This is a genomic window from Natronocella acetinitrilica, assembly GCF_024170285.1.
GTDB classification, from domain to species: Bacteria; Pseudomonadota; Gammaproteobacteria; order Nitrococcales; family Aquisalimonadaceae; genus Natronocella; species Natronocella acetinitrilica.
In genome coordinates this window covers 252415-276345 of record NZ_JALJXV010000004.1, presented here as the reverse complement: position 1 = coordinate 276345, position 23931 = coordinate 252415, and the positions used below count along the sequence as shown (strand labels likewise).

The window sequence follows — 23931 nt, the reverse complement described above, 5'->3', positions numbered from 1 at the left end:
CCCGCTCCCGCCTATCGTTCTACCAGTTACCGCCGCGACTCATGCGCATGTACTCACCGTGGAGCTGCCCAAGGCGGGCTTCGGGCTCGGCACGGCCACGCAAGACATCGTGAACGGCGTTGTAGAAGGCACTGCTGACACGGTTGTACTCCTCGCCAGTCACCGTGGACGGGCGGGGCACCGCGTTGACAAAGGTCTCGTAGAGTTCGCCAAAGAAGGGAACGGCCTCGAGGACTTCATCGTTCTCGTACAAGGCCTCGATGGTGGGGTTGTAGGAAGCCTGAATGGCCCGACGCTTCTGCTCCTCGTAGGAGGTCAGGAACATGACCAGGTCGGCGGCCTCTTCCTGGTGCTCGGAGTACTTGGCGACGGCGAGCTGCCAGCCACCCAGCACGGCAGCCGGGCTGTTATCACCACCGCCGTGAGGCAAGGTGGTCACCCCGACGTTACCCCGAATCGGGCTGTCCTCGGACTGGGCCAATGACCAGGCATAGGGCCAGTTGCGCATGAACACGGCATTGCCCGATTGGAAAACACCACGGGCTTCTTCCTCGGCATAGTTGAGCACGCCCTGGGGGCTGATCCGCTCAATCCAGCTGGCAGCCTCGCTGAGGGCGGCAGCAGCCTCATCGTTGTTGATGGTAATCTGCCCGTCGGCTTCGACGATGTTGCCACCACCATAGCTCGCCACCCACTCGAGCGCATTGCAGGTCAGGCCCTCGTAGCCACGCCCCTGGAACACGAAACCCCACATGCGGGAGTTGCCTTCCTCGCGCTCGGCATTCTGGATGCGCTCGGCAACCTCGGCCATTTCGCTCCAGGTTTCGGGGACGGACTCCCCGTGCTTCTCCAGCAGGTCTTCGCGGTAGTAGAGCACGCCGGCGTCGGTGAACCAGGGCATGGCGATAAGGCGCCCATCCATGGTGTTGTTCTCGACGATGGCCTCGAAGTGTCCGTCGATGGCGTCTCCGGCGTAGTCGGCAAGATCGATGAAATGATCCCCGAGGATGCCTGGCCAGATCACGTCAATCTGGTAGACGTCGATATCCCGCGCCTCAGCGGAGAGAATCTGCTGATAGAGTGCCAGCCGCTCCGTCGTTGAATTCGGGGTCGATACGATTTCGACTTGATTGCCCGTCTTTTCCGCCCAGGCGTCGGCGCCTTCGCGGCAAAGCTCAAGCTCCTGTCCTACGGCGCCGCAGGAGATGGATATGGTCACTGATGCGCTGGCGGGGGCGGTCATGCCCATCATGGCGAGGGCGCCGCAAGTAACGAGAATATTGCGCTTTGCTTTCATTAGGGGTTTCTCCTCCGTTCCCTTCCTTTTTCCCCGGAGTCATTCCGGGATCCGTACTACCTGACTCAGGGTCGCGACTTGTAGTTTTACTACCCTTATGCCGCTTGTTTTTCACCTCTGAACATTGATGAACGTTCATTATGCATAACTTAAGGGGTGATGCCACCCTAAGGCATCAATCGATGAACTTCCTGTAGCTAAAGTACAAGAAAATGCGCTTTGCTGCACTCACTCGACGGGGTCCGGCTCTTCTCCAACCCGCAGAATCTTCATGGTGTTGGTGCCACCCGCCACGCCGGTGAGATCGCCCTTGGTGATCACTACCAGATCGCCGTCGGCAACGGCATTCATTCCACGCAGGCAGTTCACCGCGTCCCGAACAACCACGTTGGGGTTCGCCCGCATGATCTCGAACCCCACCGGATACACGCCCCGGTAAAGCGTTACTCGACGACGCGTCGCTTCATGCTGGGTCAATGCGTAGATGGGAATACCCGAGCTGATCCGCGACATCCACAGCGCAGTGGATCCCGACTCGGTCAGCGAAATGATTGCCCGGGCTTCCAGGTGGTTGGCGGTATACATGGTGGCCATGGCGATGGCCTCGTCGATGCGCTCGAAGTGACTGTCCATGCGATGACCGGAGCGCTGCGTGAACCGCTGACGCTCGGCACCGAGGCAGACGCGATCCATCGCCTCCACCGTCCGCACCGGGTACTTGCCCGCCGCCGTCTCGGCGGAGAGCATGACGGCGTCGGTGCCATCCATCACCGCGTTGGCCACGTCCAGCACTTCGGCTCGCGTTGGCGCAGGCTGGGAAATCATGGATTCCATCATCTGGGTGGCGGTGATGACCACGCGGTTCAGGGCGCGCGCGACGGAAATGATGCGCTTCTGCACACCCGGCAATTCCGCATCGCCGATTTCCACGCCCAGATCACCGCGGGCCACCATCACCACATCGGAGGCGACGACGATTTCCTCGATGGCGTCGACCGCCTCGGCGCGCTCGATCTTGGCAACAATGCCGGCACGGCTTCCCGCCTCGGTCAGCAGCGCCCGAGCCGCGTGAATGTCATCCGCGGAACGCGGAAACGAGACGGCCACATAGTCCACCTGCATGGACGCCGCGGTCACGATATCCTGGCGATCCTTGTCGGTGAGGGCCCCCGCGGACAACCCCCCACCCAGACGATTGATGCCCTTGTTGTTCGACAACTGGCCGCCGAGTTCGACCTCGCAATGGACGCGCGCGCCCTCCACCTCCGTCACCCGCATGACGATGAGGCCGTCGTCCAGCAGGAGCCGATCGCCAGGGCTGACGTCCCTGGGTAAGTCCTTGTAGGCGATACCCACCCGTTCGCTGGTGCCGGCCTCGGCATCGAGCTCGGCGTCCAGACAGAAAGCAGCGCCCTCTTCCAGCGTGACCCGCCCGTCCCGGAACCGATCGATACGAATCTTCGGGCCCTGCAGGTCAGCGAGGATCCCCACATCCCGGCCAACCGTGGCCGCTGCCTGCCGAACGCGCTCGGCGCGGCGCTGATGATCCGCCGCCTCTCCATGGGAGAAGTTGAGACGGAACACGTCGACACCAGCGCGAATCAGCTGTTCGAGAATCTCCGCACTGTCGGATGCTGGTCCGAGCGTGGCGACGATTTTTGTTCGGCGTGGCATGGCACTCCTCCTCTCGGCCGACCCATCGTTAGGCGATAGTCGGCGATTATTATTGTGCAGCCCGCATCAGCGCACCGGCTGTGTCGAGCATGCGATTGGAAAATCCCCACTCATTGTCGTACCAGGCGCAGACCTTGACCAAACGCCCTTCCGTAACCCGGGTCAGGGACGGATCGTAGGTGCAGGACGCAGGATCATGATTGAAATCCATGGATACCAGGGGTTCATCACAGACATTGAGCACACCCTTCATGGGGCCGGCCGCAGCCTCTCTCAGCAAATGGGTCACTTCTTCGGCGCTGGTCTCCCGAGCTGCATCGAATGTCAGGTCCACCAGTGAAACATTGATAGTCGGCACACGCACCGCAAAGCCATCAAGGCGCCCCTTCAGTTCCGGCAGAACCAGACCAACCGCAGCCGCCGCACCGGTCTTGGTGGGAATCATCGACTGGGTTGCAGAGCGCGCCCTGCGCAGATCCTTGTGATAGACATCAGTGAGAACCTGGTCATTGGTGTAGGAGTGGATGGTAGTCATCAGGCCACGCTCCACACCAATGGACTCGTGTAATGGCTTCACCATCGGTGCCAGGCAGTTCGTGGTGCAGGAGGCATTGGAAATCACCTGGTGGGCAGCGGTGAGCACATGATGATTGACACCGTAAACGATGGTGGCATCGACGTCACTGCCGCCCGGCGCGGAGAGGATCACCTTCTTCGCACCGGCTTCAAGGTGCGCGCCGGCCTTTGCCTTGCTGTTGAACATCCCGGTGCATTCCATGACCACGTCGACATCCAAATCGCCCCAGGGCAGGCGTGACGGGTCCCGTTCGGCGAACACGCGAATCCGATCCCCATCCACTAGCAGGTCATTTCCATCGACACTCACCTCCGAGGCAAATCGCCCGTGCACGGTGTCATACCGGGTCAGGTGCGCGTTGGTCGCTGCATCACCCAGATCGTTGATAGCCACAATCTCGAATTCGTCACGTCGGGCGGTCTCGTAGAGAGCTCGCAGCACGTTGCGGCCAATACGTCCGTATCCATTGATCGCCACTCGGTAGGCCATGTCAGTCTCCTCGTCTTGTCCATTTATGCCGGCCAGGCCGGCGCATCCATTTCGGCCGGGCGGTTCCTGCCGCCGCGGCGCACTTCAGTCAGATCGTGAACTCGTGTCAGGCAGCGGGAATCGCAACCAGTCGGTGCGGCGGCTATCCACGTCTGCCCGCGTACTGGCCAGGGGAGCCGACAGGCTGGTTGCCGTCTGCCGGTCCGGAACGCGAAAAGCCTGCATGAGACCGCTGTTTCTCGCCGATCCCTCATAACTCTCGTGAACATCGCCGAGGAGAAGGTTGACCTGCCCGTCGGCAACGAACATCACACCGCTGGTCATGGTGGTCGGCCCCACATATCGCCAGCCACCCCGGATGGTGCCTATGGCAAAGGCAACCTCTTCGCCAGCCTCCGCCGCCGCCAGGGCCAATACCAGGGGCGCTACGATACGGTCCAGTTCCTCGGGTTCGAACAAGGCATCGCCAGGCAAATCCCGGTTACCGCCGCCCCAGGCGGGACGCAGCCCCAGAACTCCGCCGCGAGCAGGCCCTGCATCTTCGTCTTCCAGATACAGCGACGCCAGGCGTTCACGCAGCCAGTCGACTTCGATATCCACCGGATGCCGAGAGGGCTCCGCATCGGCCGGCAGGGTCTGTCGGCGTACGAACCAGGGATCCTGCCGCCAGTGAACTTGTACAACCCGGCTATCCGACTCGTTGAGTTGCTGGCGCACCGTACGACCACTCGCCGCACTGAGACCCGTCAAGGGGCGATAGCCTTCGCCGGAGGTCGCACAACCGCTCAAAAGCAGTGCAAACCCGACGACGATCCCCACAACCGCAAGCCAGGCCGCAACAAGGGAGGCACGTCTGGTGGCAGGTTGGCTATCCATTGCCCTTCTCGCCGTATGCGTGACTCACCGAGGCAGCCGCCAGACGCTCGATACGCGCCCAGTCCCCCGCGGCCACGGCATCAGCAGGTGCCAGCCAGCTGCCGCCCACACAGGCCACATTCGGCAGGGCGAGAAAGTCCCGGCAGGTTTCGGCCTTCACGCCACCCGTGGGGCAAAAGATGAGATCGGGGAACGGTCCCGCGAGCGCCTGCAGCATGGGCACACCCCCCGCCTGCATGGCGGGGAAAAGCTTCAGGCTGGTAAAACCATGGCCACGCGCGTGCATGACCTCACCCGGCGTCATTACCCCCGGCAGGAAGGCAATTGCCGAGTAACGCGCCGCATCAGCCAATTCGCTGGTCAAACCGGGACTCACGGCAAACTGGGCGCCGATCTGTTCAGCTTGCAGCAGATCCTCCGGCCGCAGGACGGTGCCAACGCCGACGACTGCGTCGGGCACTTCCCGGATAATGGCCTCGACAGCGCGCATTGCGGTAGCAGTGCGCAAGGTGATCTCGAGGACCGGCAGCCCACCGGCAACCAGCGCCCGCGCCAGAGGGACGGCCTTGTCGGCGTCTTCGATCTTGAGCACCGGAATCACCGGCGCCAGCTGCATGATTGCCCGAATATCCATGGCGCCATTGGAAGTTGTCATTTCAGTCATGCTCCCCGGGCACTGCCGGCTCGGCGACAGCTCGCAGGGCACCGTCGAGCAAAACGCTCATGGCACCCTGCTCCGCCCCCGAGGTGACGGCGCGGAAGTTGTCGAACAATTCGCGCCCCATCCCCACATGCTGCGCGGCGAGCGACGGCGACGTGATGTCACGCGCCTGCCACTCCGTATCATCCACCAGGGCCTGCAAGTTACCCTCAAGGCTGTCCACTCGGATGAGGTCGCCAGTACGTACACGGGCGAGAGCGCCACCGGACAGGGCCTCCGGCGTGACATGAATCGCGGCGGGAACTTTGCCCGAAGCGCCGGACATGCGGCCATCCGTTACCAGGGCAACGCGATGCCCCTGATCCTGCAGCACACCGAGAATGGGGGTGAGCTTGTGCAACTCCGGCATGCCACAGGCCCGCGGACCCTGGAACGGCAGCACGGCGACCATGTCCCCGACGAGCTCTCCGGCCTGGAAGGCGTCGATCATTGCCTCCTGACTCTGGAACACCCGGGCCGGCGCTTCGACGACGCGGTGCTCGGCAGCAACAGCCGAGGTCTTGATTACGGCCCGACCGAGATTGCCCGTAAGCAGTCGCAGACCACTCTGGCCGTCGAATGGATCAGCTGCGGTTCGGAGCACATCGACGTCGCCGGACTGGATCGGAGCTTCTCGCCAGACCAGCTCACCGGCCTGTTGCACCGGTTCGCGGGTGTAGTGGCGCAGACCAGGGCCGACCACCGTTTGCACATCTTCATGCATGAGGCCGGCGTCCAGCAGTTCGCGAATCAGAAAACCAACACCGCCGGCGGCATGAAAATGGTTCACGTCCGCCTTGCCGTTGGGGTAGACCCGGCTCAAGAGCGGTACCGCGCGAGACAGGTCGTCGAAATCGTCCCAGTTCACGTGAATACCGGCAGCACGGGCCACTGCCACCAGATGCATGGTGTGGTTGGTGGAGCCCCCGCTTGCCAACAGGCCGACGATGCCGTTGATCACTGCCTTTTCGTCGACGATGCGGCCGATGGGGGTGTAATCACCAGCCAGCGCGGTGAGGCCGACCACGCGCCGGGCCGACTCGGCTGTCAGCGCGTAGCGCAGCGACGTGTCGGGATTGACGAATGCCGTGCCCGGCAAGTGCAAACCCATACACTCGAGCACCAGCTGATTGCTGTTCGCCGTGCCGTAGAACGTACAGGTTCCCGGGCTGTGGTAGGACCTGGACTCGGCCTCCAGCAACTCGTCACGGCTCACCTTGCCCTGGGCGAAAAGTTGACGGATGCGCGCCTTTTCCTGATTCGGCAGGCCAGAAGGCATGGGCCCCGCAGGCACGAAGATCACCGGCAGATGACCGAAAGACAAGGCCCCCATCAGCAGGCCCGGCACGATCTTGTCGCAGACGCCCAGGCACAGCGCCGCATCGAACATGTTATGGGACAGGGCCACAGCCGTCGCCATGGCGATGACGTCGCGACTGAAAAGGGAGAGCTGCATGCCCGGCTGACCCTGGGTCACGCCATCACACATGGCCGGCACACCGCCCGCGAACTGCGCGGTCGCGCCGACTTCTCGCGCAGCCTGGCGAATGATCTCCGGGTAATTGCCCAGTGGCTGATGCGCCGACAGCATGTCGTTGTAGGCAGATACCATGCCGATATTGGGCCAACGCAGGGCTTTCAGAGCGGCCTTGTCATCGCCCGGCGAGGCAGCGAAACCATGGGCCAGATTGGTACAGGAGAGCGCGCCCCGCAAAGGGCCTTGTGCGGCGGCAGCCGCGATGCCCTCCAGATAGGGGGAACGTGTCGCCGCGCTGCGTTCGACCACGCGGCGGGTGACCTTAGCCACTACAGAATTCAATATCGCCATGCACCTGTCCTGGGCGTGAAGTGTCGTCATTTTGTAGCTTTACTACAGTTTAGGCGGGAAAACCGTCAACTTCAAGCTCCCATAGCACTATACCTCAGACCTGAAAAATGTCGGTTTCTAGTAAAAAAAGTAGAACAAGACAAAGGTAAAACAGGAACTTTGATCACCTGCCCATTCGTTCAGGAGCATTTGAGACTTGATTGTAGTTTTGCTACAAATTAGTCTATAGACCCCGCTGGCATATCTGCCTGGCCGAGCGACAGGAAAGGAAGGAGTCTCGTGTGTCCAAGTCCACCCCCTTCGACATCGTCATCTTTGGCGGCAACGGCGACCTGGCGCTGCGAAAGCTGCTTCCCGCCCTCTATCACCGCCACCGGGACGGGGCACTCTCAGATGACGGCGGCATCATCGGCGCCGCGCGCCGCGGACTCAGCCGCGAGGACTACATCGCCGAGGTACGTGAGGCATGTGTCCGCCATGTCGGCATCCACTTCCAGGAGTCCGTCTGGGAATCGTTCGCCAAGCGACTCGACTATGTGAAGCTTGATGCCACCAAGCTGGCCGATTACCAGGGGCTGGCGGACCGTCTCAAGGCGCAACCGCAACGCACCCGTATCTACTACCTCTCTACGGGACCGGAGCTGTTTTCCGGTATTTGTCACAATCTGGCGAGCAGCGGGCTGGTCTGCCCCGAGTGTCGTGTTGTCCTGGAAAAACCCCTCGGCCGGGACCTCGCCTCTGCCGATGCGATCAACGAGTCCGTCGCAGAAGTATTCGCAGAACGCCAGATCTATCGCATCGACCATTACCTGGGCAAAGAGGCGGTGCAGAATCTGATCGCGCTGCGCTTCGGCAACGCGCTGTTCGAGCCCCTGTGGGGCAGGAGCAGTATCCGCGACGTGCAGATCACGCTGGCAGAGCAGGTGGGTGTCGAGAACCGCGGCCCGTTTTATGACAACACCGGCGCCCTTCGGGACATGGTGCAAAACCACCTGCTGCAACTGCTCTGCATCATCGCCATGGAGCCACCCACGAGCATCGACCCGGATGCGGTACGGGACGAAAAACTCAAGGTACTTCGTGGCCTGCGGCCGCTGGAAGGCAAAGAGGCAGTCCTCAATACCGTGCGCGGCCAGTATCGCGCCGGCGCCATCGGCGGCTCGCCGGTACCCGGCTACCTGGAGGAAAACGGGGTCTCCCCGGACAGCCGCACCGAGACCTTCGTCGCCCTGAAGACAGAGATCGACACCTGGCGTTGGGCTGGCGTGCCCTTCTTTCTGCGCACCGGCAAACGGATGCAGGACCGGGTCGCGGAGGTCGTAGTCAACTTCCGGCAAGTGCCTCACTCGATATTCAGCCAGGCGCAGACTCCTGGCGCCAACCGGCTTGTCATTGAATTACAGCCCGATGAAGGGGTGCAATTGCATCTGATGGCAAAGGCCCCGGGCGACGACATGGAGTTGCGTCCGGTGGCACTCAACCTGGATTTCGCAAAGACCTTCACCACCCGCAAGGCCGACGCCTACGAACGCTTGCTGATGGACTGCCTGCGGGGTCGGTTGACGCTGTTCATGCGCCGCGATGAAGTGAATGCGGCATGGCGATGGATTGAACCGATCCTTGATGCCTGGGATCACCAGGGCGACGCTCCAAAGGCCTATACGGCCGGCACCTGGGGCCCTGCTGCGTCGAGCGCCCTGGTCGGACGGCAAGGTTACGCCTGGCATGAGGAAAGCTGACATGGCCAACGGGGTCAGGCCACCGCGGGTCATGGAGCATCGCTTCAAGGATCGCAATAGCCTGGCAGGCGCACTGGCCGCCGACGTCTGCGACTGGCTGGGCACCGGGCTCAGCGCAAGGCCGCGTGCGAGCCTGATCGTCTCCGGCGGCAGTACGCCACTGCCGCTATTCCATGCGCTGCGTGACAAGCCACTGGCCTGGGAGCGGATCGACGTTACCCTGGCGGACGAGCGCTGGGTTTCACCGGACCATGCCGACAGCAATGAACGACTGGTGAGGCAGGAACTCCTGCAAGCCAAAGCGGCGGCGGCTCGCTTTATTCCGCTGAAGACGACGGCGGCAACGCCTGAACAGGGCCTGTCGGAGTGCGAAGCTCGCCTGGATGACCTGCCCCGGCCACTGGATGTGGTGATTCTGGGCATGGGTGGAGACGGCCACACCGCTTCGCTCTTCCCCGGCAGCGAGGCGCTCGCCAAAGGGCTTGACCCGGAGGGAATCGCGCGCTGTGTTGCCTGCACCCCGGGCACGGCACCCTACCCGCGACTTTCCCTAAGCATCAGCACCCTGCTCAATGCCAGGCGCGTCGTGCTGCATATAGTTGGCGCGGACAAGTGGGCGGTGTACCGTCAGGCCTGTGAGGCTGGCGAGCCGAGCAGCCTGCCCATCCGTGCCGTGCTGCATCAGAACCGGGTACAGGTCGATGTCTACTGGTCTCCGTGAGAAACCCTGGCTGCTCGCCGATATCGGGGGGACCAACGCGCGTTTTGCCATACAGCAAGCAACGGGGGGCGCTCCCGAGCAGCAGCGGGTTCTGGCCTGTGCCGACCATGCAACACTGACCGAGGCCGTCGAGGCCTACCTGATCACCACGGATGGCCCGCGCCCGAAACAGGCCGCCATGGCGATCGCCACGCCGGTAACTGGCGATCACGTCCGCATGACCAATCACCATTGGTCGTTCTCCATCGAGCAGACCCGCCGGGCCCTCCATCTGGCCGAGTTGCATCTACTGAACGACTTCACCGCCCAGGCGCTGGCGGTACCGCACCTGGCGGCAGCCGACAAGACGCCACTGGGCGGCGACACTCCAGCACCCGGTTGCGCCATCGCCGTGCTTGGCCCAGGCACCGGACTTGGGGTCTCCGGCCTGCTGCCGGCGGCGGATGGCTGGATTCCGCTACAGGGTGAAGGTGGCCATGTCAGCTTCAGCCCGGCCACGGACCTCGAAATCGAACTGCTGCGCACGCTGCGACAGAATCATGACCATGTGTCCGCCGAGCGTGTTGTCTCCGGGATGGGGATTGCCAACATCCATGGGGCGCTGGTGCAAATCCACGGACAAGCGGGGGATTCGCTGAGCGCGCCAGTGATTGTCGAGCGTGCGCGCCAGGGGGATTGTGAACTCTGCCTTCTCACCCTGCGCACGTTTGCGGGCATTCTCGGCAACGTCACCGGTAACCTGGTACTGACGCTCGGTGCCCGCGGTGGCTTCTATATTTGTGGCGGTATCGTGCCGCGCCTGGGCGCGTTGTTCGACCGAGACCTGTTCCGGCAACGCTTCGAGGCCCACGGCCGATTCAGTGACTATCTCGCCCCCATTCCCGGCACGCTGGTCACGGCCGCGCAGCCCGCGCTCATGGGCCTGGCGCGGGGGTTCACGCCACTGCACGCAAGATGAGCAACACCACTTGCACGTCGCCGGAACGGATCAGCGTGCTACTGTATTCAACAACCACTCCAGGAGTCATCGCGCGATGCTAGCCCGAATCAAGGCCTTGAGAAGCGGTCTTCGGCGATCCGAGCAGAAAGTGGCCGATCTCGTGCTGAACCGCCCCAATGCCGTGATCAGCGCCCCGATCGCCACCATCGCGGAAGAGGCCAACGTCAGCGAACCGACTGTGATCCGCTTCTGTCGCGCCATTGGCTGTGCGGGCTTTCAGGATTTCAAACTCCGGCTTGCCGGCAGCCTGGCCAGCGGCATCCCGTATATCTATAGCGGAGTCAATCCTGGCGACCGCGCCGAAGATCTCTCCGCCAAGATCTTCGACCGAGCCATCGCCACCCTGGTGCAGGTGCGCAACCATGTGAACACCGACGCCCTGGAGCGGGCCATCACTTTGCTGGCCAACGCCGATCGCATCGAATTCTATGGTCATGGCGCATCAGGCATCGTGGCGCAGGATGCGCAGCACAAGTTCTTTCGTCTGGGTGTGCCAACTGTGGCCTATACCGACCCACACATCCACAGCATGTCGGCGGCCATCCTCAAGCCCGGAAGCGCAGTGGTGGCCATTTCGCACACGGGGCGTTCAGCGGACATTGTTCGCAGCGCGGAGCTTGCGCGTGAGGCGGGTGCCGACGTCGTGGCAATCACAGCCTGCGGCTCACCCCTGGCGGAGGTCAGTTCCGTGGCCCTGTTCGCAGATGTCTCGGAGGACACTGACACCTACACGCCCATGACCTCGAGAATCGCGCATCTGACGATCAGCGACATACTCGCGGTGGGCGTGGCGCTGCGTCGAGGCCCGGATCTGGTCAAGCAACTTGAGAAGACCAAGCGCAATCTGGCGGAAAAACGCGTGCAGGGCGACCCGGCCTGAGCGGCAAGGTCGCCTGACACCTTTCAGGCGACCTTGATTGCCTCACTGTCCTTGTTAAGGCGCACCCGCGTCCGCGGGAAAGCAACGCCATCGGCGTTGAAAAGGTGGCAGTCTTCCTCTTTCAACCCAAGGGATACCTTGTCCCCGATGGAGAACCTGGCGTCACCCGGGAATCGCGCCACCACCGGCTCTTCGGCGGCAGACAGCGCCAGATAGATTAGCGTCGACTCACCAAGATGCTCGATCACGCTGACCTCACCCGTCAATGCGGCGGAATCGGTACTTGTGTCGGCGGCGTGGTCCAGATGCTCCGGCCGCACACCCAGCGTGATGTCATCTCCCGCAGCAGCGCCCTCTGCATTAACCGCCACCACCACTTCTTCGCCACTGGTGAGTCGAATAGTCGCCTGCTCCGAGCTACCGCTGACCATCTCGCCACGCAACAGATTCATGTTCGGCGAACCGATGAATCGCGCGACGAAGAGATTCTCAGGATGATGGTAGAGATCCAGCGGCGCGCCGATCTGCTCCACCCGACCGGCATTGAGCACCACAATCTTGTCCGCCATGGTCATGGCCTCGACCTGATCATGGGTCACGTAGATCATCGTCGCACCCAGCTCCTCATGGAGCTTGGTGAGTTCGATGCGCATCTGGACGCGCAGCGATGCATCCAGATTGGACAGCGGCTCGTCGAAGAGAAACACCTCCGGCTTGCGAACGATGGCACGGCCGATGGCGACGCGCTGACGTTGCCCGCCGGAGAGGTCCTTGGGTTTGCGCTCCAGCAACGGTTCGATCTGCAGGATCTTCGCCGCCTGCTCCACCATGCGCTGGCGCTCGTCCTCCGGCCGGCGGGCGAGCTTCAGCGCGAAACCCATGTTCTCCCGTACGGTCATGTGCGGATACAGCGCATAGGATTGGAAGACCATGGCAATGCCGCGCTTCGCCGGCGGCACGTCGTTGACGCGATTACCCCCGATGTGCAGATCTCCGCCAGTAATCTCCTCAAGACCGGCAACCAGGCGCAGCAGCGTCGATTTGCCGCACCCGGATGGACCGACGAAGACCGCGAATTCGCCATGCTTGATCTCGATGTCCACCCCGTGAATCACCTTGGTGGACCCGAAAGACTTCTCGACATTCCTGAGGACCACGTCTCCCATGCTCTTTTCTCCCTCTACTCCTCCAAGATCGGCAGATCCCCGAACCAGACGCCCCATGGAGGCAGCATGACCTCCCCGCCCGACTCGCTACCGGAAAATCCATGTCCACCGAGGCTCTCTGCACGAAGCCCGCCAGATAGTGGAAACTGGCGCGCCTCGCCTGCCAGGTTGATGGCGACCAACAGACGTTCCTCATCGCAGTCGCGGATGAACAACAGCACATCCTCTGGTGCATCGAGAAACCGGATACTACCGTCTCGCAACGCCGGATGATCCCGACGCCACTTAAGCAGCCTTCGATAGGCATTGAGCACCGAGTCTTCCTGAGTGTCCTGCACATCCACGGCCAGCGCCTTGTGCTCTGCCGGGACGGGCAGCCATGGCTCGCCTCGCGTGAAGCCACCATGGGGCTCACCACGGTGCCAGGGCATGGGCGTGCGGCAACCGTCACGGCCCTTGAAGCGAGGCCAGAACTTGATGCCGTAGGGGTCCTGCAGGCGCTCGTAAGGGATATCCGCCTCGTCGAGCCCCAGCTCTTCGCCCTGATAGATGCAGACACTGCCCCGGAGCGAGAGCAATAGAGCCAGATAGGCTTTGCTCATCTCGGCGCTGGCCTCATCACCACCCCAGCGGGTTACTACCCGCATGACATCGTGGTTGCCGATGGACCAGCACACCCAGCCATCCCCGATACTCTCCTCGAGATCCTCGATGGTCTTGCGGATGTAGGCAGCGCCGGTGCGCGGCGTCAGCAGTTCGAAGGAATACGCCATGTGCAAGCGATTGCGGCCGGCAGTGTACTCTGCCATCGCCTCCAGGGCGTTATCCACGCCGAGCTCGCCCACCGAGGCGCGATCCGTATAACGGTCCAGCAGGGCCCGGAATCGCTTCAGAAAATCGATGTTTTCGGGGCGCGTCTTGTCGTAGACGTGATCCTGGAAAATGTAGGGGTTGTCCGGAGGCGCAGTCGTCGCCGCATAGGGGTCGCGCGCCGGCGGGTTGGAACGCAGCTGCTGATCGTGGAAATAGAAATTCACCGTATCGAGCCGAAAGCCGTCGACACCGCGATCCAGCCAGAACTGCACGTCGGCGAGCACGGCATCCTGCACGTCCGGATTGTGGAAGTTGAGGTCCGGCTGGCTGGTCAGGAAATTGTGCAGATAGTATTGCCGGCGCCGGGTACCCCACTCCCAGGCGGATCCACCGAAGATCGACAGCCAGTTATTGGGCGGTGAACCATCGGGCTGCGGATCGGCCCAGACGTACCAGTCCGCCCGCGCATTGTCGCGGCTCTCGCGGCTTTCGATAAACCACGGGTGCTGGTCCGAGGTGTGACTGAGCACCTGGTCAATCATCACCTTGAGCCCCAACGCATGGGCCTTGATCACCAGTGCGTCGAAGTCCTCGAGGCTACCGAACATCGGATCGACGTCCCTGTAGTCGGACACGTCATAGCCGAAATCCTTCATGGGTGAACGGAAAAACGGCGACAGCCAGATCGCATCAACGCCCAGCGAGGCAATGTAGTCCAGCTTCTCGGTCACGCCCCGAAGATCGCCGATTCCGTCGCCAGAGGTGTCGAGGTAGCTCCGCGGGTAGATCTGATATATGACGCCTCCGCGCCACCAGTTCTGATCGTCTCGCTTCATGAAAACCCTGTCTTCGCCCCATCCCGAGGCTGCTGTTTACGAATGCCGGCGCTGCAATCCGTGTCTTTGCCCGCCGCCGGCGATCGCGGGCCAGACAATAAACCGGGGCGGATGGGTTTGCAGCCCAACCGCCCCGATGTGAACGGCATCAAGCCGTTGCTATCGGTCTACCACCAGGTTTCCGCCTGGAAGCCGTAGGTAAAGCCGTCGGTGCTGCCGTCGAATACACCATTGGCGATACCTGCCTCGTCTGCGGCATCGTTCCAGGTGGCGTAGGTGACAAATGCCCGCAGGTTCGGCCGCGAGAAGAAGGCCATCTCGGGGCTGAGCTGGGCTGCGAAGGTCACCTTCGTCAGGTTGCGGCTGTCACCCTCCTCCGGGCTTACGTAGTCGTAGCCGATCTCCGTAGCCAGGTCAAAATACTGGTTCACATGGTAGATCGGGCGGATGCCCACCGAGTACCAGGTCTGCACGTCGTCCTGATCCTCGTAGACGGCGGTGAACATGCCGGACCAGTTGTCGGTGACCTGGAACAGCAGCTGCTCAACCACGCGAAGAACCTTGGCATCGTCGTTCAGGCCAATGGCACCGGCACCCGCCTGCGCGCCGTAGGGGCCCGTGCCATACTGGACAGCCAGCTTGTTGAAGCCGCCAAGCACACCGTCCTGGAAGTGCTGAATGGTAAAGAGCAGGCCGTCATCGCCGTCAAAGTCCTCGGCGTCCAGGTCGTCAAGATCTTCGTCATGACGGGCGTAGGTCACACCCAGCTCCAGGGCACCGCCCGGATTCACGGCAATATTGCCAAGGCGCAGATCGTGGGACTCGAGGGCTACGGTTGACGAATCAAAGCTGCGATCGGTATCGCGGCGATAGGCATACGACAGATCGGCGAAGCCGAGATCGACACCCTGGACGCCGGCGCCCGGGCCACTGTTGTTCCAGTAGAAGTAATCCGTGATGTGCACGTCGTGCCGCTGATAAAAGCGCTTGCCGACCCAGAAGCTGGCGTTGGCGAAGGCACCGCCGAACAGGTTACCGGCCTCGACGTAGGCTTCGGGAATCCACCAACCGTCACCCGTTTCAGAATCGACAATCGGCTCGTAGGATGCGTCCTGATCGGTGGCCAGGGCGAAGCGGGTCTGCACCCGGAAGTACGCCCCGTCCGGCCCCTCGAAGATATTGGTCCCCAGGCCGATTTCGGCATAGGTTTCACATTCGTTACCGAGACGGTACTTGCTGCTCGCACCGGGAAGTGCGAAGCACTCCTGCGCGCCACCTTCCGAGTTACCACCCACACCGGAGCGCAGATACCCACTGAAATCAATGGCGAGAGCGGTTTGCGTCACCATTGCGGCGGACGCCGCAGTCAACGCAGGCAGTACTGCTTTGCGGAACTTGGTCATTGACCCCTCCTTTTCATATTCGAACAGGCCGCTCTAGGGACGCGGCTTATCGTGGCCGGACAAAGCCGGCGGCTTCCATACCGGGGATGACACGCAGGAAACGAGAACCCCCATCAATGATCCGGTAGAACCGGACGACAATCTGTGGCCTCGCAACAACGAAGGTTGCTTCAGGACGACAGACTTGTAGCAAAAATACCGGATTAATGGTTGTAGTCAATCATAAAGATGAACAAATACGCGCATTTATTTTTAAATAATTGTTTTTTATATATTTATAAGAACTTTATTCTTGTAGCTTGGCTACATATGATGACGCAGCGCAACATGCTGCATGTTGACAACAGGGGAAGGAAAATCAGAAAACGGCGCCCGAGAGGACGCCGTGCAGAAGAGGGCTGGCCCAGGGTCTCGCTAGCGCTTCAGCAAGTGGTAGATTTCTTCCAGCTCCACGCGGACCTGGTGAATCACCTGCTGGCTCTGGTTGAGGTCTTCCTTTGCATCATCACCTGAGAGGCGCTGACGAGCACCGCCGATGGTGAAGCCCTGCTCATAGAGCAGCGACCTGATCTGGCGGATGATGATGACATCCTGTCGCTGGTAATAGCGACGATTGCCCCGCCGCTTCACCGGGCGCACCTGCGGGAACTCCTGCTCCCAGTAGCGCAGAACGTGGGGTTTGACCCCACAGAGCTCACTGACCTCACCAATTGTGAAATACCGTTTGGCGGGGATCGCCGGCAGTTCGTTATTGTTCGCTGCTTCCAGCATAGGCTTCCACTCGCGACTTCAGCTTCTGGCCCGGGCGAAAAGTCACCACGCGCCGCGCTGAAATCGGGATCTCCTCTCCGGTTTTTGGATTGCGCCCTGGGCGCTCGCTTTTGTCTCTGAGATCAAAGTTGCCGAAGCCGGACAGCTTGACGCTGGTCCCATCCTCCAGCGCCGAGCGGATTTCCTCGAAGAAGGATTCCACCAGTTCCTTCGCTTCGCGCTTGTTCAGCCCCACTTCCTCGAACAGGCGCTCGGCCATGTCAGCCTTGGTCAATGCCACTGAAACTACCCCCTGAGTTCCACACCGAGTTCGCTGCCGAGGCTGGCCACGACGCGCTCCACGATGTCATCACAGTCAATATCCGTAAGAGTGCGCGAGAAATCCTGTAATATCAAGCCTATACCCAGGCTTCTTGCGTTCTCGCGCACACCCTTGCCCCGATACACATCAAATAGCACGATTTTCTTCAATGTCTCCCCCCCTGCGCGGAGGATGCAGTCCCGTACCCGGGCTTCGGAAACGGACTCATCCACCACCAGGGCCAGGTCCCGCCGAATGGACGGATAACGCGATAGCCCGCGATAGGCAGGCACTTGACCGACCTGCAGAGCGGCGAGTTTCAACTCGAACAGGAAGACCGGCCCGTTGAGATCCAGCGCCCGCTCCACCGATGGATGCAGCGCACCCAACCAGCCCACCACCTCTCCATCAAGATCAATCCGTGCACTCTGCCCGGGATGCAGCGCCGGATGCTGGTCCGCCACATAATCGAATGCCGTGGCATCTCCACGCAGTTCGGCCAGGGACTCGACCACGCCCTTCAGATCAAAAAAATCCACCACGCGCCGCGAGGCTCCCCACTGCTCCGGCAGTGCAGCGCCAGCGATCACCCCCGCGACAGCACCGTCCTGGGTGAGGGCGTCCAGTTCGCCGCGAAAGCGAAGACCTGTCTCGAACAAACGCAGGCGCTCTTGCTGTCGACTCTGGTTCCGTGCTGTGGTTCGCAGCAACCCGGGCCAGAGACTGGTCCGCATGACTGCGAGGTCGGCAGACAACGGGTTCGCGAGGGCGACGGGCTTCCAGTCCGGATCGACCAATTCCTGGACCCGCTCATCGACGAAGGCGTAGTTCACGGCTTCATGGAAGCCGTCAGACACCAGGTGTTGGCGAATCCGCGCAAGGGAAACATGGGCCTCCGGCTGCGGTGACACAGTCACCGGCGTTGCTGGATGACGAACCGGAATGCGGTCATAGCCGTAGACGCGGGCCAGCTCTTCGATCAGATCCGCCTCGATGGAGATATCAAAGCGATAGGCGGGCACGCTGACCTGCCATTCCTCCGGACCGCCTTTCACAGTCAGGCCAAGCCGCTGCAATACGCCGGTGACGGTCTCCCGCGGTATATCCGTGCCGAGCAGGCGACTGATGCGGGAGGCACGCAGATTGACGGTTCGCGCTGGAGGCAGAGCAACGCTGTCCACCACGTCGATAAGGGGACCGGGCTCGCCACCAGCGATCTCGAGTATCAACGCGGTAGCCCGCTCCGCGGCCTGGGCCTGAATGACCGGGTCCACTCCCCGCTCGAACCGATGGGAGGATTCGGTATGCAAGCCGTAGCTGCGGGCGCGGCCGGCGATGGCCATCGGCGAGAAGAAGGCACTCTCCAGCAGGATATCGCTGGTTCCATCTGTCACCGAGCTGGTCTCGCCGCCCATGATCCCTGCCATGGCTACAGGCACCGATTCGTCGGCAATGACCAGGGTTTCCGGCGTCAGTTCGACCGTCTCGCCATTCAGCAGCTCCAGAGCTTCGCCTGCCCTCGCCTTGCGCACCACGATGCCGCCCTGCAAACGCGCCAGATCAAAGGCGTGCATGGGCTGACCGAGCTCGAGCATGACGTAGTTGGTCACGTCCACGACCGGGCCCAGACTGCGGATACCCGCCCGGCGCAGGCGCTCCTGCATCCAGACAGGGGTGGGCGCCGACACGTCGACACCGCGAATGATGCGGCCTACGTAACGGGGGCAATCCGCCGCGGCCTCCAGGCGGATAGGGAGTTGGTCGTCGTGGCGGGGGCTGATGGGCTGCAGTGGCAGGCCGGGGAAATCCACACCTGTCAGCGCAGAGACCTCCCGCGCCAGACCAAGCATGCCCAGGCAGTCACCGCGATTGGGGGTGAGATCCACTTCGATGATCTGGTCATCCAGCCCCAAGTAATGCCGCAGGTCCTCTCCCACCGGCGCATCAGCGGCGAGTTCCATGAGGCCCGAGCCATCCTCGCTGAGCCCGAGCTCACGGGCCGAGCAGAGCATGCCGTAGGATTCGACACCCCGCAGTTTCGCCTTGCGTATCCGCAGGTCTCCCGGCAGTTCGGCACCGACAACGGCCAACGGCACACGCAGCCCCGGCCTCGCGTTCGGTGCGCCGCAGACGATCTGCAGGGACTCGCCACCCGCGTTCACCCGACAGAGCTTCAGGGAGTCCGCGCCCGGGTGCGGTTCGCAGTTCTCGATCTCGGCAACGATCACGCCGCTGAACGGCGGCGCCGCGGGCTCGACGGCATCCACTTCAAGCCCCGCCATGGTCAGGCGATCAGCCAGCGCCGCGGGTGCGTCGGTCACCGGCAGCAAGGTCTTCAACCACTCGGCACTAATTCTCATCCACAATCCTCGTCAGGGCTCGTACCGCGACATGGAGCTGACATCGACAACGGCTAGCGAAACTGCTGCAGGAACTGCAGATCGTTGTCGAAAAAGATCCGTAGGTCATCAACGCCGTAGCGCAGCATGGCCAAGCGCTCAACACCCATGCCGAAGGCATATCCGGTGTAGCGTTCCGCATCGACACCGCAGTACTCGAAGACCCGGGGGTGCACCATGCCGCAGCCCAGCACTTCCAGCCAGCCAGTGCCGCCGCAGACACGGCAACCCTTGCCGCCGCAGTGTACGCACTGCACGTCCATTTCCGCCGACGGTTCGGTAAAGGGGAAATAGGACGGCCGGAAGCGCACGTCCAGATCCCGCTCGAAGAACTCCCGGGCAAAGTCGTGGAGCGCGCCTTTCAGGTCGGCAAAGCTGATGCCTTCGTCCACCAGCAAACCCTCGACCTGATGGAACATCGGCGTGTGGGTGACATCGGAATCGCAGCGATACACACGGCCCGGCGCGATGATGCGCACGGGCACGCCATCGGCCTCCATGACACGGATCTGCACCGGCGACGTGTGGGTACGCAGCAGCCTGGTCGCGTCGAAATAGAAGGTGTCATGCATCGCCCGGGCCGGATGATGCGCAGGAATATTGAGCGCCTCGAAATTGTGATAATCGTCTTCGATTTCCGGGCCTTCCGCGACTTCAAAGCCCATGGTGCCAAACAACCGCTCCATGCGCTCCAGCGTACGCGTGACCGGGTGCAGGCTGCCCACGGCCTCACGCCGGCCCGGAAGGGTCACATCAATGCGGTCGGCGGCCAGCTTCTGATCAAGGGCAGCCTGCTCCAGGGCGCTACGGCGCTGGTCGATGGCTTCCTGCACGGTGACCTTGGCCTGGTTGATGGCCTGCCCCGCGGCGGGCCGCTCTTCGGCGGGCAGCTTACCCAGCGCCTTGAGCTGATCGGTCAGGCTCCCCTTCTTGCCCAGGAATGCGACGCGCACGGCATCCAGCGCCCTGAGGTCCCCGGCTTCGGTGATCTCTTCCTGCGCTTTCGCGACGAGGCTTTGCAATTGTTCCGCGTGATCGTCGGTGCTCATCAATCACAACCATTGGTTAGGGGCGACAGCATTTGCCCGGACCCCGGAGACAAAAAAGGGGAAAGGTTTGCGGCCTTTCCCCTTTCCACCTCGTTCGCCAGGGCCTGACGGCCCCGCGAGTTTCGGCGAATGAGCCGGATTCAGCCGGCCAGCTTGGCCTTGGCCTGCTCCGCCAGCGCGGCGAATCCAGCCTTGTCATAGACAGCCAGATCGGCCAGGACCTTGCGGTCCAGTTCGATGTCCGCCTTCTTCAGACCGTTGATGAACCGGCTGTAGGAAAGCCCACACTGCCGCGCAGCGGCATTGATGCGGACGATCCAGAGTGCGCGGAACTGACGCTTGCGCTGACGCCGATCGCGATACGCGTACTGACCAGCCTTGATAACAGCCTGGTTGGCAACGCGAAATACGCGGCTTCGGGCGCCATAATAGCCCTTGGCCTTCGCCATCACTTTCTTGTGGCGGGCCCGGGCGGTCACCCCTCGCTTGACTCGTGGCATGGTTAACTCCCAGTTCTACTTACGCGTACGGCAACAGCCGACGCACCATTGCAGTGTCCTGTTCGGCGACAAGCGTTGCGCCCCGAAGGTTACGCTTACGCTTCTGCGCCTTCTTGGTCAGGATGTGGTTGGCGAACGCCTTGCCCCGCTTGAACCGGCCGGAACCCGTCTTAGCGAAGCGCTTGGCGGCGCCCCGGTTGGTCTTCATCTTCGGCATTGCCAATCTCCCGTCATAAAAACAGCAGGCCAGCCGCACTGGCTGGCCATGATCGTCACGTAAGAGCCGCTTAGCTCTTCTTCTTGGGCGCCAGCATCATCACCATGGTCCGCCCTTCCATCTTCGGGCGCTGCTCCACGGTTGCGATATCCTCGACGTCCGCCTCGACACGATTCAACAATTTCAGGCCCAGATCCTGGTGCGCCATTTCACGGCCACGGAAACGCAGTGTCACCTTGCCGCGATCGCCATCCTCCAGAAAGCGTCGGAGGTTGCGCACCTTGATGTTGTAATCACCATCGTCGGTACCGGGCCGGAACTTGATTTCCTTGAGCTGGATCTGCTTCTGTTTCTTTCGAGCCGCCTGCTGCTTTTTACTCAGCTCGAACTTGTGCTTGCCGTAATCCATGATGCGACAGACGCTGACGTCGGCATCCGGCACCATCTCAACCAGGTCAAGTTCCGCTTCTTCGGCGCGCGCTAGCGCGTCCTGGATGGACAAAATCCCGAGCTGTTCGCCATCAGTTCCGATCAGCCGCACCTGTTCTGCGGTGATTTCGTCATTGATGCGTTTTTCATCAGCTGAGGGGCCACCACCCCGCTTCCGACTTTTCACGGCGATACCTTAATCCTCCTGTATGTTCGTCGCGAGTCGCGTTTCGGCATCGAGCCTTGCAATGAAGTCATCCAGGGGCATTGACCCCAGGTCTTCTCCAGTGCGGGTGCGAACGGCGACGGAACCGGTCTCGACTTCACGATCCCCGATGACAAGCATGTAGGGGATTCTATGAATCGTGTGCTCACGAATTTTAAAGCCGATCTTTTCGTTTCTCAAGTCGGCAGATGCTCGAAAACCGCGATTGCGCAAGGTTTTTTCCACTTCACGCACTGTATTGGCCTGCCGATCGGTAATATTGAGCACGACAACCTGCTCCGGCGCCAACCACAAAGGCAACGCCCCGGCGTGTTCTTCAATGAGAATACCGATGAACCGCTCGAAGGAGCCCAGTATGGCACGGTGGAGCATCACCGGCTCTTTCCGCTCGCCGCTTTCGGCCACATACGTGGCGCCGAGGCGGCCAGGCAAGGCGAAATCAACCTGGATCGTGCCGCACTGCCAGACCCGCCCCAGACAATCCTTCAACGAGAACTCGATCTTCGGCCCGTAGAATGCCCCTTCGCCGGGCTGCAGCGTAAAATCCAGGCCCTTGTTACGCAACGCGGTATCCAACGCCTCTTCCGCCTTGTCCCAGATGGCATCGGAACCCACCCGTTTTTCAGGCCGCGTCGACAGGGCAATCAGCACCTCATCGAATCCCAGATCCTTGTAGGCGCGGAAAACCAGATCGATAAAATCGGAAACCTCTGACTGCACCTGGTCCTCGGTACAGAAGATGTGGGCATCATCCTGCACAAAGTTGCGCACCCGCATCAGGCCATGCAGCGTCCCCGAGGGCTCGTTGCGGTGACAGGAGCCGAACTCCGCCATGCGCAGCGGCAGATCACGATAGCTCTTCAGACCCTGGTTGAAGATCTGCACATGACAGGGGCAATTCATCGGCTTCACGGCATAAGTCCGCTTTTCGGACTCCGTGTAGAACATATCGTCGCCGAACTTTTCCCAATGGCCTGATTTCTCCCAGAGACTGCGGTCCACCAGCTGCGGCGTGTGCACCTCCTGATAGCCATGGCGCGACAACAGCCGGCGGATATAGTCCTGCAGGATCAGGTAGATGCGCCAGCCCTTGTCATGCCAGAACACCATGCCCGGCGATTCTTCCTGCAGGTGGAAGAGATCCTGCGCCTTGGCGATCCGGCGGTGATCCCGTTTCTGCGCCTCTTCCAGGCGCTTCATGTAGGCCTTCAGGTCCTTCTTGTCGGCCCAGGCGGTGCCGTAGACGCGTTGCAGCATCTCGTTGTTGGCATCACCGCGCCAGTAGGACCCGGCCAGGCTGGTCAGCTTGAAAGCCTTGCAGAAGCGCACGTTGGGTACGTGGGGGCCCTTGCACATGTCCACGTATTCCTGGTGGTGATAGAGCCCCATGGCCTGCACCTCGGGCATATCCTCCACCAACTTGACCTTATACGTCTCACCCCGCTCACGGAAGGTGGCCAGCACTTCCTCCCGTGGCGTCACCTTCTTGATGACGTCGTATTCCTGGGCGATCAACTCGGCCATGCGCTGCTCTATCCGCTCCATGTCGTCGGGGTCGAAGCCCTCGTCATGGCGGATGTCGTAGTAGAAGCCATTGTCGATGACCGGTCCGATGGCCATCTGCGCTTCGGGATAAAGCTGCTTCACCGCCTGCCCAAGCATGTGAGCGCAGGAGTGGCGGATGATATCCAGGCCTTCGGGATCCCGCGGTGTGATGATCGCGAGTTCGGCGTCGGCGTCGATCAGGTCGCAGGCATCCCGCAACTCGCCATTGACCCGCCCGGCCAGGGTCGCCTTGGCAAGCCCCGGGCCGATGTCCTCGGCCACCTGCATGATGGAAACGGCTTCTGGGTAACTGCGCTGACTACCGTCGGGGAGAGTAATAACTGGCATGGCGTTGCTCCACAGTGGTGACCCATACGAGAGGCCACGTGCATGTCAGCCCGCTGTCAGGCAGGCCGCGGAAATCAGAACGCGGCAGTCTACCGTGTCGGCCCTGCAAGTCAACGCGTCAACCGTAAACATGGCCGATTCATCGGA

21 protein-coding genes are annotated in these 23931 nt (G+C 61.7%); 4 read left to right on the top strand and 17 right to left on the bottom strand.

Translation table 11 applies throughout. From position 1 onward, the window contains the following. Positions 1-19: 19 nt before the first annotated feature. The 6 genes from J2T57_RS10065 to edd form a co-directional block, all read right to left on the bottom strand. Positions 20-1297: an ABC transporter substrate-binding protein gene (locus J2T57_RS10065; RefSeq protein ID WP_253477467.1), complete on the bottom strand. Its 1278-nt coding sequence runs from the start codon at positions 1295-1297 to the stop codon at positions 20-22. A gap of 228 nt (positions 1298-1525) precedes the next feature. Next, positions 1526-2971, bottom strand: a complete 1446-nt coding sequence (pyk, locus tag J2T57_RS10060) for a pyruvate kinase (RefSeq protein WP_253477465.1) — start codon at positions 2969-2971, stop codon at positions 1526-1528. A 49-nt stretch (positions 2972-3020) separates the two neighbouring features. Further along, entirely contained in the window at positions 3021-4037 is a 1017-nt protein-coding gene (gene gap / locus J2T57_RS10055) for a type I glyceraldehyde-3-phosphate dehydrogenase (RefSeq protein WP_253477463.1), read from the bottom strand. Positions 4038-4121: 84 nt separating this feature from the next. Next, the gene (locus J2T57_RS10050) at positions 4122-4913 is read right to left on the bottom strand and encodes a hypothetical protein (protein WP_253477461.1); all 792 of its coding nucleotides are present in this window, start codon (positions 4911-4913) and stop codon (positions 4122-4124) included. Then, complete coding sequence (gene eda / locus J2T57_RS10045; protein ID WP_253477459.1) at positions 4906-5568, bottom strand: bifunctional 4-hydroxy-2-oxoglutarate aldolase/2-dehydro-3-deoxy-phosphogluconate aldolase; 663 nt, start codon at positions 5566-5568, stop codon at positions 4906-4908. Before eda ends, J2T57_RS10050 begins: the two co-directional genes overlap by 8 nt. Before the next feature lies 1 nt (position 5569). Beyond that, positions 5570-7420, bottom strand: a complete 1851-nt coding sequence (gene edd, locus J2T57_RS10040; RefSeq protein WP_436262689.1) for a phosphogluconate dehydratase — start codon at positions 7418-7420, stop codon at positions 5570-5572. Between the two features lie 302 nt (positions 7421-7722). On the opposite strand from edd, the gene zwf reads away from it, so the two are divergent. The 4 genes from zwf to hexR all read left to right on the top strand — a co-directional run bounded on the left by zwf (position 7723) and on the right by hexR (position 11781). Next, the gene (gene zwf / locus J2T57_RS10035; protein WP_253477453.1) at positions 7723-9180 is read left to right on the top strand and encodes a glucose-6-phosphate dehydrogenase; all 1458 of its coding nucleotides are present in this window, start codon (positions 7723-7725) and stop codon (positions 9178-9180) included. Position 9181: 1 nt separating this feature from the next. Further along, positions 9182-9901 carry a 6-phosphogluconolactonase gene (pgl, locus tag J2T57_RS10030; RefSeq protein WP_253477450.1) on the top strand — a complete coding sequence of 240 codons (720 nt, stop codon included), beginning with the start codon at positions 9182-9184 and terminating at the stop codon, positions 9899-9901. Continuing rightward, complete coding sequence (gene glk, locus J2T57_RS10025; protein ID WP_253477447.1) at positions 9882-10859, top strand: glucokinase; 978 nt, start codon at positions 9882-9884, stop codon at positions 10857-10859. The genes pgl and glk overlap by 20 nt, the downstream gene beginning before the upstream one ends. Before the next feature lie 76 nt (positions 10860-10935). Then, entirely contained in the window at positions 10936-11781 is an 846-nt protein-coding gene (gene hexR, locus J2T57_RS10020) for a transcriptional regulator HexR (protein ID WP_253477444.1), read from the top strand. A 23-nt stretch (positions 11782-11804) separates the two neighbouring features. Here the strand turns inward: hexR and J2T57_RS10015 are convergent, their stop codons facing one another. The 11 genes from J2T57_RS10015 to thrS form a co-directional block, all read right to left on the bottom strand. Beyond that, entirely contained in the window at positions 11805-12947 is a 1143-nt protein-coding gene (locus J2T57_RS10015; RefSeq protein WP_253477441.1) for an ABC transporter ATP-binding protein, read from the bottom strand. Positions 12948-12961: 14 nt separating this feature from the next. Beyond that, positions 12962-14596, bottom strand: a complete 1635-nt coding sequence (locus J2T57_RS10010) for an alpha-glucosidase family protein (protein WP_253477438.1) — start codon at positions 14594-14596, stop codon at positions 12962-12964. Positions 14597-14763: 167 nt separating this feature from the next. Then, positions 14764-15999, bottom strand: a complete 1236-nt coding sequence (locus tag J2T57_RS10005; RefSeq protein ID WP_253477435.1) for a maltoporin — start codon at positions 15997-15999, stop codon at positions 14764-14766. A 414-nt stretch (positions 16000-16413) separates the two neighbouring features. After that, positions 16414-16770, bottom strand: coding sequence for a MerR family transcriptional regulator (locus J2T57_RS10000; RefSeq protein ID WP_253477432.1), 357 nt, complete (start codon positions 16768-16770; stop codon positions 16414-16416). Then, positions 16748-17050: an integration host factor subunit alpha gene (gene ihfA / locus J2T57_RS09995; RefSeq protein WP_253477429.1), complete on the bottom strand. Its 303-nt coding sequence runs from the start codon at positions 17048-17050 to the stop codon at positions 16748-16750. The genes J2T57_RS10000 and ihfA overlap by 23 nt, the downstream gene beginning before the upstream one ends. 5 nt (positions 17051-17055) lie before the next feature. After that, positions 17056-19431, bottom strand: coding sequence for a phenylalanine--tRNA ligase subunit beta (gene pheT / locus J2T57_RS09990; protein WP_253477426.1), 2376 nt, complete (start codon positions 19429-19431; stop codon positions 17056-17058). Positions 19432-19484: 53 nt separating this feature from the next. Beyond that, a complete protein-coding gene (gene pheS / locus J2T57_RS09985; protein ID WP_253477423.1) occupies positions 19485-20519 on the bottom strand; it encodes a phenylalanine--tRNA ligase subunit alpha in 1035 nt (344 codons plus the stop codon). A 140-nt stretch (positions 20520-20659) separates the two neighbouring features. Continuing rightward, a complete protein-coding gene (rplT, locus tag J2T57_RS09980; RefSeq protein ID WP_253477420.1) occupies positions 20660-21019 on the bottom strand; it encodes a 50S ribosomal protein L20 in 360 nt (119 codons plus the stop codon). A 19-nt stretch (positions 21020-21038) separates the two neighbouring features. Beyond that, the gene (gene rpmI / locus J2T57_RS09975; protein ID WP_253477417.1) at positions 21039-21236 is read right to left on the bottom strand and encodes a 50S ribosomal protein L35; all 198 of its coding nucleotides are present in this window, start codon (positions 21234-21236) and stop codon (positions 21039-21041) included. A 70-nt stretch (positions 21237-21306) separates the two neighbouring features. Further along, the gene (gene infC, locus J2T57_RS09970; protein WP_253477413.1) at positions 21307-21852 is read right to left on the bottom strand and encodes a translation initiation factor IF-3; all 546 of its coding nucleotides are present in this window, start codon (positions 21850-21852) and stop codon (positions 21307-21309) included. 9 nt (positions 21853-21861) lie between these two features. Next, positions 21862-23784: a threonine--tRNA ligase gene (gene thrS, locus J2T57_RS09965; protein WP_253477410.1), complete on the bottom strand. Its 1923-nt coding sequence runs from the start codon at positions 23782-23784 to the stop codon at positions 21862-21864. Positions 23785-23931 lie beyond the last annotated feature (147 nt).

What these genes read in the sequence shown, in the direction of transcription:
- rpmI (WP_253477417.1), bottom strand. Translation starts at nt 21,236, where the DNA reads ATGCCGAAGATGAAGACCAACCGGGGCGCCGCCAAGCGCTTCGCTAAG.
- hexR (WP_253477444.1), top strand. Translation starts at nt 10,936, where the DNA reads ATGCTAGCCCGAATCAAGGCCTTGAGAAGCGGTCTTCGGCGATCCGAG.
- pgl (WP_253477450.1), top strand. Translation starts at nt 9,182, where the DNA reads ATGGCCAACGGGGTCAGGCCACCGCGGGTCATGGAGCATCGCTTCAAG.
- eda (WP_253477459.1), bottom strand. Translation starts at nt 5,568, where the DNA reads ATGACAACTTCCAATGGCGCCATGGATATTCGGGCAATCATGCAGCTG.
- J2T57_RS10015 (WP_253477441.1), bottom strand. Translation starts at nt 12,947, where the DNA reads ATGGGAGACGTGGTCCTCAGGAATGTCGAGAAGTCTTTCGGGTCCACC.
- J2T57_RS10010 (WP_253477438.1), bottom strand. Translation starts at nt 14,596, where the DNA reads ATGAAGCGAGACGATCAGAACTGGTGGCGCGGAGGCGTCATATATCAG.
- glk (WP_253477447.1), top strand. Translation starts at nt 9,882, where the DNA reads ATGTCTACTGGTCTCCGTGAGAAACCCTGGCTGCTCGCCGATATCGGG.
- J2T57_RS10005 (WP_253477435.1), bottom strand. Translation starts at nt 15,999, where the DNA reads ATGACCAAGTTCCGCAAAGCAGTACTGCCTGCGTTGACTGCGGCGTCC.
- pyk (WP_253477465.1), bottom strand. Translation starts at nt 2,971, where the DNA reads ATGCCACGCCGAACAAAAATCGTCGCCACGCTCGGACCAGCATCCGAC.
- rplT (WP_253477420.1), bottom strand. Translation starts at nt 21,019, where the DNA reads ATGCCACGAGTCAAGCGAGGGGTGACCGCCCGGGCCCGCCACAAGAAA.
- gap (WP_253477463.1), bottom strand. Translation starts at nt 4,037, where the DNA reads ATGGCCTACCGAGTGGCGATCAATGGATACGGACGTATTGGCCGCAAC.
- thrS (WP_253477410.1), bottom strand. Translation starts at nt 23,784, where the DNA reads ATGCCAGTTATTACTCTCCCCGACGGTAGTCAGCGCAGTTACCCAGAA.
- pheT (WP_253477426.1), bottom strand. Translation starts at nt 19,431, where the DNA reads ATGAGAATTAGTGCCGAGTGGTTGAAGACCTTGCTGCCGGTGACCGAC.
- J2T57_RS10065 (WP_253477467.1), bottom strand. Translation starts at nt 1,297, where the DNA reads ATGAAAGCAAAGCGCAATATTCTCGTTACTTGCGGCGCCCTCGCCATG.
- J2T57_RS10000 (WP_253477432.1), bottom strand. Translation starts at nt 16,770, where the DNA reads ATGCTGGAAGCAGCGAACAATAACGAACTGCCGGCGATCCCCGCCAAA.
- J2T57_RS10050 (WP_253477461.1), bottom strand. Translation starts at nt 4,913, where the DNA reads ATGGATAGCCAACCTGCCACCAGACGTGCCTCCCTTGTTGCGGCCTGG.
- pheS (WP_253477423.1), bottom strand. Translation starts at nt 20,519, where the DNA reads ATGAGCACCGACGATCACGCGGAACAATTGCAAAGCCTCGTCGCGAAA.